Genomic DNA, 12,819 nt, shown 5'->3' on the forward strand with positions numbered 1-12,819 from the left:
TGGTACAGCACGAAAGTGGGGGTGATCGACCTGAAGAAAAAGTCGATCACCATGGGTAAAGGGTGTTAAAAAGTGTTCACCATGTCCCCGAACACCTGTTTACCATGTCCCCGGTCTGTACACCCACAGGGAGAGGGCGAAAAGACTAAAAACGGCAACTTTCGTTGCCGTTTTGCTTTTATCTTAGAACCAGGCTTCCCACATCGCGCCGACGTTGAAGTCGTCCAGCGTCTCGTCTTTGGTGTTGTTCACGCGGGCAGTGCGTTCGTTATCCACCTTGCCGCCGGTAACGTAGAAGCGCAGCATCGGACGGAATTCCGGGCCCATCGCGATAGACATGTTCTGCGACAGGGTCAGCTTCCAGCCTTTGTTATCGCCGCCGTTGTCGTAATCAACATGCTGCCAGCCTGCTTCCAGCCAGGTGGAGTGAACGTCGTTCCACCAGTGCATTGGACGGACGATCGCATTGTAGTTTTTGCGGTTGTCGGTCTTGTCGCGGCTGTTGTCGAAGTCGTGGAAGGCCAGAATGTACTCAACCTGGGTGGCCTGGGTGAATTTATGCAGCCCTTCGAAGCTGGCATACACTGTGGTCAGGTCTTCGGTTTTATTGAATACGCTGTTGTCTGAGTTATCCGAGTAGCGGGCGATCACTTTGTTTACGCCGCTGTCGTTGGTGTGGCTGATGACCGCACCGCCCTGCCAGGCTTTCATTCGCTCTTGGGTATCAATACCTTTCGAGTCAAAGCCGTAGTTGGCGTAGATTTCCAGATCCAACGGACCGAGCTTCATGCCGTGAATTTTTGAGGTCGCGGCGTAGTTGCCTTTGTCGCCGGTACCGGAACCGCCGGTACAGGTGATGCGCGAGGGGTTGGCCTCGTCATTCATCACTTCAGGGCTACAGGATTCGACTGCTGCTACGGTGGCGACGTCAAACTGGATACCGCCGATGTCGAAGTTCTTCACCCCGGCACCCTGGCCGTCGTGGTTCATCCAGAAGTAGTCGTTGATGCCCTGTTGCGGACGCTGGTGGAAGTCACGACCGGCCCACAGATAGGCATTCGGGTTGGATTCCAGCACGTTGGTCACGCCTGCGTAGGCTTTTTTCAGGTTAACTTCGTCGCCCCAGTGGTCGATCATCACGTTGACGTCCCAGATGGCACCGTTTGCGCTCTTGAACGCTTTGGAGAGCTGGAACTCACCGCCGTTGCCTTCGTTACCGAGACGACCAATGGCGGAGGCGCCGTTGTAGGAGCCGTCCACGGCCACGTATTTTTGATCGGCGGCCTGGAAGTGCGCGCCATAGCGAGCATAACCGGTAAATTTAATCCCAAACGGGATCGCCAAATCTGGAGATTGCGCGGTGCTTTGTGGCTCGGTAATAACGTCGGCTTTTTTGTCGACTGCAGCATCTATTTTAGCCTGACGATCGGTCAGCGCTTTATCCACCGCTTTGGCCACAATGGCGTCGATTTGCTCCTGAGTGAAATCCTGTGCGAGGACAGAAATCGGGCAAAGCGCGGCGAGAACCGCCATTGTTAATGGAAGTTTTTTAATCATATGCATGGTTATCTCAATATATAGTTAAATTTTATTCAGACAATAACCATCCCATTCTGGAGAGACTTAATAAGTCGCTATCACCAAAATAAGGGGGGTTGATATTTTATAGGTACAGAGGCTTTACACTATTATCGTAACGATTTCTCCATCACTGATATTTAATTAATTAGCGCTGGTACAGGTGAATAATCTCTTCGGATAATTCACGGGCCAGCAGCGAGTTCATTAAGTGATCCTGAGCATGCACCATAATTAAGGTCATCGGCTGACGGGCTTCACCCGCGTCCTGCTCGATCAGTTTGGTCTGCATGTGGTGCGCCTGGCGCGAGTAACCATCGGCTTCGCGCAGCAGGCTTTTCGCTTCGTCAAAGTTGCCCTGCCGCGCAGCATGCAGTGCTTCAAAGCACAGGCTGCGCGACTGACCAGCATTGACGATGATTTCCATTACGGCTTCTTCTAAGGCAATCATCATCTTTTCTCTATATATCGAAACTATTATTCAGAGACGTGGCGGCAAACCATTCTCCACTCTTTTTAATGGTGCGCTGTTGCGTGATAATATCCAGCTGGACAAAACCGTAGCGGTTTTTATACGCATTACACCACGACCAGTTATCAATAAATGTCCACATGTGGTAACCCAGGCAATTACAGCCTTCGCTAATACCCTTGTGCAGCCATTTAAGGTGTTCGGAAATAAACTCGATACGGTATTGATCGTTAATCTGACCGTCTTCAATAAAACGCTGCTCATTTTCGACGCCCATGCCGTTTTCAGAAATAAAGCAGCGTGGGTTGCCGTAATTATCGCGCAGATTAACGAGAATATCGTAAATACCCGGCTCGTAAATTTCCCAGCCGCGATACGGGTTCATTTTGCGTCCCGGCATTTCGTAGCTGTCGAAGAACCACTCCGGCATAAACGGCGCCAGCGGATTCACGGCAGAGTCGCGTGCCTTCACCCGACGCGGCTGATAGTAGTTCACCCCCAGCAGATCGATTTTGCCGTCGGCAATCAGCGCGCTGTCTTCTGGCCGACAGGCAGGCAGCTGATCGTACGCTTTCAGCAATGCCACCAGATCCGCCGGATATTCACCGCTCAGCACCGGGTCGAGGAAGCTGCGGTTAAACAGCAGGTCGGCGTGGTGCGCCGCTTTCACATCCGCCGGATTCTGCGAACGTGGATACGACGGCGTCAGGTTCAGTACGATGCCAATCTCACCGGCAAAATGCCCGGCGCGGAAAGCACGAACCGCCTGCGAATGTGCCAGCACGGTGTGGTAAGCCACGGTTGCCGCACGACGGAAATCGACCACGTTCGGGTAGTGGAAGTCATAAAGATACCCGCCCTCTACCGGCACAATCGGCTCGTTGAAGGTAAACCAATGCATCACCCGATCGCCAAACAGCTCAAAACAGGTCTCGGCGTAGCGGGCATAGGCCGCCACCACGTCCCGGTTTTCCCAGCCGCCAATCTCCTGCATCGCCATCGGCATGTCGAAGTGGAACAGGGTCATAAACGGCGTCACGCCCTGGGCCAGCAGTTCGTCGATCACCTGATTGTAAAATGCGACCGCTTCCGGGTTCACTTCACCGATGCCTTCCGGGATCAGACGCGACCAGCTTATCGAGGTGCGAAAGCTATTGTGGTTCAGCTGCTTTAACAGCTGAATGTCCGCTTTCCAGTTCTGATAAAACGTGGACGTATTCTGCGGCCCCACCCCATTGTGAAAGCGATTCGGTTGCTCCTTGAACCAGTGGTCCCAGGTGGTTAATCCTTTGCCATTGCCCTGGCTTTCCCCTTCGGTTTGCAATGCGGAAGCCGCGCTACCCCACCAGAAGTTCTCGGGAAATGCATATTTCATAAAACGTCCTCTTTGACTTAGTTACTGACGGTTTCAGCAGCACCCACAGTTGCCTGCGCTTTTTGCTCTTCGTTTTTCATCAAAGAACGTTCATAAGCACGCAGGAACGGTAAATACATCAGCGCCGACATCGCCATACAAATGAAGCACATCACCACGGGACTCAGGGCCCAGTTTGCCGCCCAGGAGGCGCCAATTGGTGCCGGAGTGGTCCACGGCGTCAGTGACACAACTTGCGCCAGCCAGCCGAGTTTGGTCGCGCCATACGCCAGACAGGCGTTGATCATCGGCACGAACACGAACGGGATAAACAGCATCGGGTTCATGATGATCGGGGCACCGAACAGAATCGGTTCGTTGATATTAAAGAAGCTTGGGACGACGCCCATTTTGCCGATGGTGCGCAGATGGGTTACGCGGCTGCGCAGCAGCAGGAAGGCCAGCGGCAGCGTTGAGCCCACACCACCAATCAGCAGGTAGTGATCCCAGAAGCCTTGCAGATAGACGTGCGGCAGAGCAGCTCCGGCAGCCAGTGCAGCCTGGTTAGCGGACAGGTTCGCCATCCAGAACGGGTTCATGATACCGGTGACGATAAGCGCCCCGTGGATCCCGGCGAACCAGAAAATCTGGCACAGCAGGACGGAGAGCAGAATGGCTGGCAGGGAGTCAGACGCTGATACCAGCGGCTCCAGCAGGTGCATAATGGCCTGCGGAATGATCATCCCGGTCTGGGCTTCGATAAACAGGTTCAGCGGGTGCAGCGTACCGATCACCACAACCACCGGGATCAGGATTTCAAACGAACGCGCCACGCCGGTTGGGACTTCTTTCGGCAGACGGATGGTGACTTTTTTCTCTTTCAGCCAGGCATACACGCGGGTGGCGTAGATAGAGGTGATAAGCGCGGTGAAAATGCCCTGACCCGACAGATACTGGGTGGAGATTTTGCCGTCGGCATAAGGTGCCGCCACCAGCAGAAACGCCATAAACGCCAGCAGGCCGGACATCACCGGGTCGAGATTAAACTGACGACCGAGGCTGGCGCCAATTCCTACTGAGATAAAGAAGGTCATTACCCCCATGCTCAGGTTGAACGGCAGCATCAGCTGTTCGCGATAGGTCTCGGAGAAATCGAGCCAGCCGCGGGCAAAGCTGTTGGTGGTGTCCGCTGAGAACGGCGGGAAGATAAACACCAGCATAAACGAGCCGATGATCATAAACGGCAGCGCGGCGGTAAAGCCGTCGCGGATAGCAATCACGTATTTTTGCTGGCCCAGCTTGCCCGCCAGGGGGGCGATGGACTGCTCAATGACGGCAACCATAGATTGATATAACGAACTCATGAGAACACCTTTTAATGTGCCGCTTCAATGAGCGACAGAGCATAGTCCAGCACTTTATCACCACGTTGCATACCGTAATCCATCATATCAATGGCTTGTACCGGGACGCCTTGCGTAGCAGCCTTGTCTGAGAGCGTTTTTAACATGTATTTGACTTGCGGTCCGAGAAGCACGACCTGGTATTGCGGAAACTGCGTATCAAATTCGGATACGCCGTAGGCATCAATTTTGACCGGTAAACCGCGTTCTTCTGCGACTTCGACCATTTTCCGCACCAGCAAACTGGTGGACATCCCGGCAGAGCAGCACAGCATAATCTTGAACATCGACATCCCATCCTCAAAATGTAATAAGTTATTGCGGAGATGATTGGATAACATATGGAAACCGGTTTCCATTGATATAAGACAGAAGTGTGACACCCATCAAGATCCATTGCTTATGGGGTCTGGATATCGGATTTCGGTCACGAATTTTGGCGTGATTTGCATCAAATGGACGGAAACGGAAAATCGGTTTCCATGGAAAACGGAAACAGATATACTCCTGACTGGCTATAATATGGCCGATGCGGGATTAGGAATTACAGGTGCCAGGAGCGACCTGTCAGGGGATAAAGATGTCTACAATCAACGATGTATCACGTCTGGCCGGGGTGTCAAAAGCCACGGTATCACGGGTGTTGAGCGGGTCGCGCGGCGTGAAGGAAGCTAGCCGCCTGGCCGTACTGAAAGCGGTCGATGAGTTAAACTATCGGCCAAATGTTATTGCCCAGTCACTGCTGAGCCAGTCCACCGGCTGTATCGGGGTGATTTGCGCGCAGGACAACGTTAACCAGACCACCGGTTATCTGTACGCGCTGGAAAAACACCTCAGCCAGCATCAGAAGCACCTGCTGCTTCGCTTCGCCAACACCAAAACCGAAGTCATGAACGCGCTGGATGAACTCTCCTGCGGGTTGTGCGATGACATTCTGATTATTGGTGCACGCTTCCCACTGCAGATCGAGCAGGAGAACGTCATCCTGGTGGATTGCATGGAGTCGGATAACGTCAACAGCATCCAGTTTGACCATGCGTTTGCCGCAGAAACCGCCTGCACTTTTTTAGCCAGCCAGGGGCGACGTCAGATTGCCCTTATCCAGCCTCAGGGCAGCGGTTTCGCTGACCAGATACTGCTGGGTTACAAACATGCGCTGGAAAAAAACTTTCTGCCGTTTAATCGCAACCTGGTCTTTATGGAAGCCACCTCATCGTCAGTGGCCTTACAGGAACTGCTGCATAACGCCAGCACGCTGAATTTCAATGCGTTACTGGTGGCCGACGAGCAGGAGGCACAGCGGGTGATCCCACAGCTGCAGGCCTTCAATAAATCGGTGCCGGGCGACATCATGGTGTTCAGCCTTGCCGGTTCCCTGCATCTGCCGGGGATCCCGACCATTCCGGCGATTGAATACTCGATGGATGCGATGGCCGCAAGGATCGTCAGCTGGCTGACTGAAAAAACGCAGATGCTGGGTTCGTATGTGCTGCGCGGAGATTTGATTATTCCAGATATGCGGCGCTAAAAATTAAGGGGGCGTAATGGCCCCTTAATCCGTAATCAGTAATCCTCCATGCAGTCCACCCGACTGACGGCATCCCAGTATCCGTCCAGGTTATTGCGTTTCATCGCCAGCACCGCATTCCTGACCAGCATCTGATTGGCCTCGGAAGACATAATCATTTTTTCCCATTCCTGGTTGCTCTGCTTGCGCTGCGGGGCACAGGCTTTCTTCACATCCTTCAACACCAGCTGCTTCATCTGCTCGAGTTTTACCGGGTCATCCACTTCCTGTGCATCCTCCGCATGGACGAAGGCGGCAAAAAGCAGACAGACGACGAGGCAAAACAGATGTGCTGACTTCATGATGACCTCCGGAAAAAACCACACACATTCCTGTGAAATATATAGTTACATCCGCATTTGCGACCCAAGCCGAAAGTATTAATTTTGCCAATAGTTGCGCAGGGGTAGGAATAAGCGTAGCCGCAGTTTTTGGCGCAGAGGCACGCCTGAAAGGAATTTTTGTGATGGCCGTTATGCAGCGAGCAGCAAAGGGTGATGCGGGTCGCAAAGGCGTTTTTAAGCCGATTTAAGTGTGAGATAGTCCATGTACAGCGTAACGGGAGAATGATATGCAGCTGACAATAACCGACACCATCACCGACCAGGATCAAGAAGAGCTATTACAAGGTTTACGCGCCTACAACGGGCAGTTTCTCGATTTTGCCACCGTGGGAAGCGACATCGCCGTATATGCCCGCGACGACAGCGGCAAAATGCGTGGCGGGCTGATCGGCAGGCGCGTGGGGGAATGGCTGGACATCAAGTATCTGTGGGTATGCGATGACACGCGTGGCAGCGGACTTGGTGGGCAGCTGATGCGTGCGGCAGAAGAGGAAGCCCGACGCCAGGGGTGCCAACAGGCGCTGGTGGATACCTTAAGTTTCCAGGCGCGTCCCTTTTATGAAAAGCAGGGCTATCAGTTGAAAATGACGCTGGACGATTTCCCGTATCAGGGCATGCAGCGGTATTACCTGTCGAAGGCGCTTTAAGCGCCAATCCCGCCACCGATCACCGCCAGCGCATGTCGCACGATGCTTTCAGGCGAGAGGGCGTTTAACCGCTCGTCATTGCGCATCCGTGAAAAAGGCACCAGCACCAGGCTTAACAAAGTGGTGAACAGCAGCGCTGGCTCCAGATCGCGGTTGAGTTTCCCCTGCTGTTGCCAGCCTTTGATGGTGGCGATCGTTGCCTGATATTTATCGTCGCCGAAGCGGGCCTGCAGGTGGGTGCGCAAAACCGGCATCTCGCCAATCACCTCCTGCATCCACAGCGGTGCGAACCAGTGATGCTCCTCGGCCAGTTCGGCCAGCACTTTTACCATCTGCGTCAGTGTCTGGACCGGGCAATCCGGGTTGTCAGCGAAAAGGGTGCCGATCCGGCTGCGTAAGGGGAGAAAACGCTCCTCAATCATCGCATCGAGCAGTTGTTCGCGGGAGTTGAAGTAATAATGCAGCATCGCAGGGGTGACGCCGGCCTCTTTGGCAATCGCGTTCAGCGAGGTGTTGGCGATCCCCTGACGGGAAAAGAGGGTCAGGGCGATATCCAGCAACTGTTCGCGGCTGGCGGTAACCCGTTTACCACCGCGTGGGCGTCCTGGACGGCGAGGCTCAGAATTATCTTTATGTGCTGACATGTGCGGAGGATCCCTTGACCGAATTCATAACTTCATTGAATATTAATTATCTCATTAATTAATTTCAAGCGGTGTTTTATGACGGCTGATTCATCGACACAAACCCACAAGGCCCCTTCGGTGCGGCTGCTGTTCAGCGCGCTGTTGCTGGTGATGCTGCTCTCGGCCCTCGATCAGACCATCGTCTCCACGGCGCTGCCTACCATCGTGGGGGAGCTGGGCGGCCTGGATAAACTCTCCTGGGTGGTCACGGCCTATATTTTAAGCTCCACGATTGTGGTGCCGTTGTACGGCAAGTTTGGCGATCTTTTTGGCCGCAAAATCGTGCTGCAAATCGCCATTGTCCTGTTTCTGGTGGGCTCTGCTCTGTGCGGGCTGGCGCAAAACATGACCCAGCTGGTGCTGATGCGTGCCCTGCAGGGACTGGGCGGCGGTGGGCTGATGGTGATCAGCATGGCGGCGGTGGCCGACGTGATCCCGCCTGCGGATCGTGGCCGCTATCAGGGCTTGTTCGGCGGGGTTTTTGGCCTGGCGACGGTCATCGGCCCGCTGATCGGCGGCTTTATCGTGCAGCACGCCTCCTGGCGCTGGATTTTTTACATCAACCTGCCGCTGGGGCTGTTTGCCCTGCTGGTGATTGGGGCGGTATTCCGCGGCAGCGCGAAGCGCAACAAACATGAAATCGACTATCTGGGGGCGATTTATCTCAGCATGGCACTGCTGTGCATCATCCTGTTTACCACTGAAGGCGGCACGGTACGCGAGTGGAGCGACCCGCAGCTGTGGTGCATTCTGGCCTTTGGCCTGACGGGCATTGCCGGGTTTATCTATGAGGAGCGTCTGGCGTGGGAGCCGATTATTCCGCTGTCGCTGTTCCGCGATCGCAGCTTCCTGCTGTGTAGCTTGATTGGTTTTATCATCGGGATGGCGCTGTTTGGCTCGGTCACCTTCCTGCCGCTGTATCTTCAGGTGGTGAAAGATGCCACGCCGACCCAGGCCGGTTTGCAGCTGATCCCCCTGATGGGCGGGCTGCTGCTGACCTCGATTGTCAGTGGTCGCATCATCAGCCATACCGGCAAATACCGTGTGTTCCCAATCCTGGGCACGTTGCTGGGGGTGGTCGGCATGACGTTGCTGACGCGGATCACCGTGGATTCGCCGATCTGGCAGCTGTACCTGTTTACCAGCGTGCTGGGGATGGGGTTGGGCCTGGTGATGCAGGTGCTGGTGTTGGCGGTACAGAACAGCGTCTCATCCAGCCAGTACGGTGTAGCCACCTCCGGGGTGACCTTATTCCGCTCCATTGGCGGGGCATTGGGCGTGGCGCTGTTTGGTGCGGTATTTACCCACGTATTGCAGTCGGGCCTGATGGCACGGATACCCGAGGGCAGCGAACTGCCACGTGAACTGAATCCGACGGCGATCCATCACCTGCCTGATGCTCTGCGGCTGAGTTATCTCGATGCATTTGGCTCGGCCATTCATGCCGTGTTTATGCTGGCGGCCGCCATTATGGTGCTGGCGTTTGTGCTGTCGTGGTTTTTACGCGAAGCGCCGCTGCGGCGGGGTGAGGCGTAAAGATAGTGGTTCAACTCTTTGTTGCGAGTCGCTTTCCGAATTTGAATGACCAGACTTGTCTTCCCCTCTGCCGCTGACGCATGCTTTGGGCGGGTTTATAAACCGGCAGAGGTGGCAATGGAACGCAAAGCTAAGCTATTCAAAAAGGGGCGAAATCAGGCGGTTATTTTGCCCGCCGAGTTCGCGTTTGATACGCAGAATGTTTATATCCGGCGGGACGAAGAGGGGAATGTTGTTTTGGCGGCAATACCCGCACAGCAAAAAAGCTGGGATAAATTTTTCAGAATGCTGGAAAACACGACCGTACCTGATTCATTTTTAAGTTCAGAGGAAAGAAATCAGAGTATTACAAAGAGAGATCCTCTGGATGGCGTTCAGGTATGAAACATATGCTGGATACGAATATTGTGAGTCATTTGTTTAAAAACAACCCGGCGTCGTAAATCGAATGGCTAACCTGAGGCCTGCAGATGTGTGTATCTCAAGTATCACCGAAGCGGAGTTGCTTTATGGTGCCGATAAAAAGCAAAGCAGCGGATTAAAAGAGATGATAAAGGAGTTTCTAAGCAACATCACCATTTGTGACTGGGACAGCGATGCCGCAGCCACTTACGGCAAACTCCGCGCCGAAATGGAAAAGCGAGGGAAGGTCATGGGCGATCTCGATCAGTTAATCGCAGCCCATGCCCTCAGTCGGGGCACGACCATCGTGACTAACGATCGTGCATTCGGAATGGTTCAGGAACTGACGGTCGAGGACTGGACTTCTGCGGCCTGACCCCTGATGCCCGGTGGCGCTCCGCTTGCCGGGCCTACTGCAACCCTGCGCATATAACTTATCCTTCTTACTGATTCCTTTTCGTTTTTTCGCCTGCCGCTGCGTTGCCGATATAGTCGAGACAACATTAATCAAAAGGAACGGTCTGGTGAAACGTCGTCTGGGTGCATTACTTCTTACAGGCCTGCTGCTGGCGGGTTGTGACCAAAGCGGCAGCGATGCCAAACACATTAAGGTCGGCGTGATTAACGGTGCCGAACAGGATGTGGCAGAAGTGGCCAAAAAAGTGGCGAAGGAGAAGTTTGGCCTCGACGTGGAGCTGGTGGGGTTCAGCGGCTCGCTGCTGCCTAACGATGCAACTAACCACGGTGAGCTGGATGCCAACGTCTTCCAGCACCGTCCATTCCTGGCCGAAGATAACAAGGCCCACGGCTACAAGCTGGTGGCCGTCGGCAATACCTTTGTGTTCCCGATGGCGGGTTATTCCCGCAAAATAAAATCGGTGACCGAGCTGAAAGACGGCGCAACCATCGCCATTCCGAACGATCCAACAAACCTCGGCCGCGCGCTGTTGCTGCTGCAAAACGAAAAGCTAATCACCCTGAAGCCGGATACCGGTCTGCTGCCGATGGCGCTGGATATCACCGCGAACCCGAAAAACCTGAAAATTATGGAGCTGGAAGGGGCGCAACTGCCGCGCGTGCTGGACGATCCGAAAGTGGATGTAGCGATTATCAGCACCACCTATCTCCAGCAAACCGGGCTGTCGCCGGTGCATGACAGCGTCTTTATCGAAGACAAAAACTCGCCGTACGTGAATATCGTGGTCACGCGGGAAGACAATAAAGATGCCCAGAACGTGAAGGAGTTTATCCAGTCGTATCAGTCGCCAGAAGTGGCGAAGGCGGCGGAAACCATCTTTAACGGCGGGGCCGTGCCAGGCTGGTAACAGAGGCGGGGCGCTAGCGATCCTCCCGGCGATGCCAGAGGTCCACTATATAAATCGCAGTGCCCCGTATTTCATAATGCACTTCATACTCATCGAAGATCATTTTCCTGACTTCGCGCGGTTTATAGCGGGCCTCGACAACACCCATGGCAGGGCAATCTCCGAGGCTTGTCGTACCTTCAATAAGCCTGTCGAGCACGTCGTTAGCATGTTGACGGCTGTACTGCATGGCAAACTGATAAATCCGTTCAAGATCGTCCTGAGCTTTCCGTGTCCAGAATATTTCCATGAATTACTCTTTTTTCAGGCGTGCCGCAAAATCCACTATCTCTGAATGGCTCACTACCCGTCCGGCATCGACGTCAGCAAGCCCTGCCAGGATATCGTTATGACGACGTTCCCGCTCTGCGAGCATAAACGTTAGCGCTTCTTTGATGATCCAGCTTTTAGAACGGTCCAGCTCCTGAGCCAGCTTTTCAATTGCCAGCGCCAGTTCTACAGGGATTTGAGCGCTGATAGTCTGTTTAGCATGCGATCCCATAGTTGACCTCAATTAATAACAGTTAATAACTTTTATTAAATTAGCATAGCTTTGCCGAAAATTGCACCGGGAATCACTCTCAGCAACGTTGGCCCAATCCCATCGCTTAATGCCCTTTAGCCCACATTCTGATAACCCCTCTCCGGCTATCCTTTCTGCACTACATACCGGAGAACAGCCATGAACATCACCCATATTCGTAACGCGACGCAGCTCATTACCTACGCCGGTAAGCGCTTCCTGATTGACCCTATGCTGGCGCCGAAAGACGCATACCCGGGTTTTCCCAGTACCGCGAGGGCTGAAATACGTAATCCGACGGTGGAGTTGCCATGCGATATCAATACGCTGCTTGAGGCCGATGCGGTGATTGTGACCCACACTCATGACGACCACTGGGACCAGTACGCTATTGACCTTATTGCCAAAAATAAGCCGATCTTCGTACAGCATGAAAATGATGCCCAGCTATTGCGGAGCCAGGGATTTCACAATCTCACCCTGCTGACTGACGACAGCCGGTTTGGCGATATCCAGCTCATCAAAACCCATGGCGGTCAACACGGCACCGACCGCGCTTACGCCGTGCCGGAGCTGGCAGAACGCCTTGGCGAGGCCTGCGGCGTGGTGTTCCGCCATCCTGACGAGAAAACGCTGCTGATCGTGGGCGATACCATTTTTCGCACTGAAGTGGCTAACGAACTGGAGCAGCATCAGCCGGACGTGGTGGTCGTGAATGCGGGTTACGCGCACGTGATCGGTTTTGGGCCGATCATCATGGGTGCGGAGGACGTGCTGAATGTGCACTACCTGCTGCCGCAGGCCAGAATCGTCGCCGTCCACATGGAAGCGATCAACCATTGCCTGCTGACGCGCAGTGCGTTGCGTGAATATGTCGATGCGAACCTGATTGGTGATGCAGTCACCATTCCGCAGGACGGAGAAAGCGTTATAGTCTGAGCAG

The 12,819-nt window shown here is 54.0% G+C and carries 15 protein-coding genes and 1 pseudogene; 7 read left to right on the forward strand and 9 right to left on the reverse strand.

From position 1 onward, the window contains the following. Positions 1-183 precede the first annotated feature (183 nt). From M8013_RS05930 to M8013_RS05950, 5 genes are all read right to left on the reverse strand, one after another. A complete protein-coding gene (locus tag M8013_RS05930; RefSeq protein WP_271266886.1) occupies positions 184-1,563 on the reverse strand; it encodes a carbohydrate porin in 1,380 nt (459 codons plus the stop codon). 163 nt (positions 1,564-1,726) lie between these two features. After that, positions 1,727-2,029 (reverse strand): PTS lactose/cellobiose transporter subunit IIA, encoded by a 303-nt coding sequence (locus M8013_RS05935; RefSeq protein WP_271267036.1) that lies wholly within the window; start codon positions 2,027-2,029, stop codon positions 1,727-1,729. Between the two features lie 10 nt (positions 2,030-2,039). Next, positions 2,040-3,425, reverse strand: coding sequence for a glycoside hydrolase family 1 protein (locus M8013_RS05940; protein ID WP_271266887.1), 1,386 nt, complete (start codon positions 3,423-3,425; stop codon positions 2,040-2,042). Positions 3,426-3,442: 17 nt separating this feature from the next. Continuing rightward, positions 3,443-4,768 (reverse strand): PTS sugar transporter subunit IIC, encoded by a 1,326-nt coding sequence (locus M8013_RS05945; RefSeq protein WP_271266888.1) that lies wholly within the window; start codon positions 4,766-4,768, stop codon positions 3,443-3,445. 11 nt (positions 4,769-4,779) lie between these two features. Further along, complete coding sequence (locus M8013_RS05950) at positions 4,780-5,094, reverse strand: PTS sugar transporter subunit IIB (RefSeq protein ID WP_271266889.1); 315 nt, start codon at positions 5,092-5,094, stop codon at positions 4,780-4,782. A 293-nt stretch (positions 5,095-5,387) separates the two neighbouring features. Between M8013_RS05950 and M8013_RS05955 the strand changes: the two genes are divergently transcribed. Next, a complete protein-coding gene (locus M8013_RS05955; RefSeq protein WP_271266890.1) occupies positions 5,388-6,335 on the forward strand; it encodes a LacI family DNA-binding transcriptional regulator in 948 nt (315 codons plus the stop codon). Positions 6,336-6,370: 35 nt separating this feature from the next. Here M8013_RS05955 and M8013_RS05960 read toward each other — a convergent pair whose 3' ends face one another. Beyond that, positions 6,371-6,676 carry a YicS family protein gene (locus M8013_RS05960; RefSeq protein ID WP_271266891.1) on the reverse strand — a complete coding sequence of 102 codons (306 nt, stop codon included), beginning with the start codon at positions 6,674-6,676 and terminating at the stop codon, positions 6,371-6,373. Positions 6,677-6,945: 269 nt separating this feature from the next. Here M8013_RS05960 and M8013_RS05965 point away from each other — a divergent pair, with 269 nt between their 5' ends. Next, complete coding sequence (locus M8013_RS05965) at positions 6,946-7,365, forward strand: GNAT family N-acetyltransferase (RefSeq protein WP_271266892.1); 420 nt, start codon at positions 6,946-6,948, stop codon at positions 7,363-7,365. On the opposite strand, the gene M8013_RS05970 is transcribed toward M8013_RS05965, so the two are convergent. Continuing rightward, positions 7,362-8,009 carry a TetR/AcrR family transcriptional regulator gene (locus M8013_RS05970; protein ID WP_271266893.1) on the reverse strand — a complete coding sequence of 216 codons (648 nt, stop codon included), beginning with the start codon at positions 8,007-8,009 and terminating at the stop codon, positions 7,362-7,364. The genes M8013_RS05965 and M8013_RS05970 overlap by 4 nt on opposite strands. Positions 8,010-8,087: 78 nt before the next feature. On the opposite strand from M8013_RS05970, the gene M8013_RS05975 reads away from it, so the two are divergent. From M8013_RS05975 to nlpA, 4 genes and pseudogenes are all read left to right on the forward strand, one after another. After that, on the forward strand, positions 8,088-9,587 hold the full coding sequence (locus M8013_RS05975) for an MDR family MFS transporter (RefSeq protein ID WP_271266894.1): 1,500 nt from the start codon (positions 8,088-8,090) through the stop codon (positions 9,585-9,587). Between the two features lie 117 nt (positions 9,588-9,704). After that, positions 9,705-9,971, forward strand: a complete 267-nt coding sequence (locus M8013_RS05980; RefSeq protein ID WP_271267037.1) for an antitoxin — start codon at positions 9,705-9,707, stop codon at positions 9,969-9,971. Further along, positions 9,968-10,365, forward strand: a pseudogene (locus M8013_RS05985) (PIN domain-containing protein). The gene M8013_RS05980 and the pseudogene M8013_RS05985 overlap by 4 nt, the downstream one beginning before the upstream one ends. A 130-nt stretch (positions 10,366-10,495) precedes the next feature. Beyond that, positions 10,496-11,314, forward strand: a complete 819-nt coding sequence (gene nlpA / locus M8013_RS05990; protein WP_271267038.1) for a lipoprotein NlpA — start codon at positions 10,496-10,498, stop codon at positions 11,312-11,314. Between the two features lie 13 nt (positions 11,315-11,327). Here the strand turns inward: nlpA and M8013_RS05995 are convergent, their stop codons facing one another. Beyond that, entirely contained in the window at positions 11,328-11,603 is a 276-nt protein-coding gene (locus M8013_RS05995; RefSeq protein WP_271266895.1) for a type II toxin-antitoxin system RelE/ParE family toxin, read from the reverse strand. 3 nt (positions 11,604-11,606) lie between these two features. After that, positions 11,607-11,855 carry a CopG family ribbon-helix-helix protein gene (locus M8013_RS06000; RefSeq protein WP_271266896.1) on the reverse strand — a complete coding sequence of 83 codons (249 nt, stop codon included), beginning with the start codon at positions 11,853-11,855 and terminating at the stop codon, positions 11,607-11,609. Positions 11,856-12,035: 180 nt separating this feature from the next. On the opposite strand from M8013_RS06000, the gene M8013_RS06005 reads away from it, so the two are divergent. Further along, complete coding sequence (locus tag M8013_RS06005; protein WP_271266897.1) at positions 12,036-12,815, forward strand: MBL fold metallo-hydrolase; 780 nt, start codon at positions 12,036-12,038, stop codon at positions 12,813-12,815. The last annotated feature ends 4 nt before the right edge of the window (positions 12,816-12,819 follow it).

This window comes from Silvania confinis (assembly GCF_025564085.1).
GTDB lineage: Bacteria > Pseudomonadota > Gammaproteobacteria > Enterobacterales > Enterobacteriaceae > Enterobacter > Enterobacter confinis.

Coding starts and splice junctions, on each gene's coding strand:
- M8013_RS05940 (WP_271266887.1), bottom strand. CDS start 3,425: ATGAAATATGCATTTCCCGAGAACTTCTGGTGGGGTAGCGCGGCTTCC.
- M8013_RS05975 (WP_271266894.1), top strand. CDS start 8,088: ATGACGGCTGATTCATCGACACAAACCCACAAGGCCCCTTCGGTGCGG.
- M8013_RS05980 (WP_271267037.1), top strand. CDS start 9,705: ATGGAACGCAAAGCTAAGCTATTCAAAAAGGGGCGAAATCAGGCGGTT.
- M8013_RS05945 (WP_271266888.1), bottom strand. CDS start 4,768: ATGAGTTCGTTATATCAATCTATGGTTGCCGTCATTGAGCAGTCCATC.
- M8013_RS05965 (WP_271266892.1), top strand. CDS start 6,946: ATGCAGCTGACAATAACCGACACCATCACCGACCAGGATCAAGAAGAG.
- M8013_RS05950 (WP_271266889.1), bottom strand. CDS start 5,094: ATGTTCAAGATTATGCTGTGCTGCTCTGCCGGGATGTCCACCAGTTTG.
- M8013_RS05930 (WP_271266886.1), bottom strand. CDS start 1,563: ATGCATATGATTAAAAAACTTCCATTAACAATGGCGGTTCTCGCCGCG.
- M8013_RS06005 (WP_271266897.1), top strand. CDS start 12,036: ATGAACATCACCCATATTCGTAACGCGACGCAGCTCATTACCTACGCC.
- M8013_RS05960 (WP_271266891.1), bottom strand. CDS start 6,676: ATGAAGTCAGCACATCTGTTTTGCCTCGTCGTCTGTCTGCTTTTTGCC.
- M8013_RS05935 (WP_271267036.1), bottom strand. CDS start 2,029: ATGATTGCCTTAGAAGAAGCCGTAATGGAAATCATCGTCAATGCTGGT.
- M8013_RS05970 (WP_271266893.1), bottom strand. CDS start 8,009: ATGTCAGCACATAAAGATAATTCTGAGCCTCGCCGTCCAGGACGCCCA.
- M8013_RS06000 (WP_271266896.1), bottom strand. CDS start 11,855: ATGGGATCGCATGCTAAACAGACTATCAGCGCTCAAATCCCTGTAGAA.
- M8013_RS05995 (WP_271266895.1), bottom strand. CDS start 11,603: ATGGAAATATTCTGGACACGGAAAGCTCAGGACGATCTTGAACGGATT.
- M8013_RS05955 (WP_271266890.1), top strand. CDS start 5,388: ATGTCTACAATCAACGATGTATCACGTCTGGCCGGGGTGTCAAAAGCC.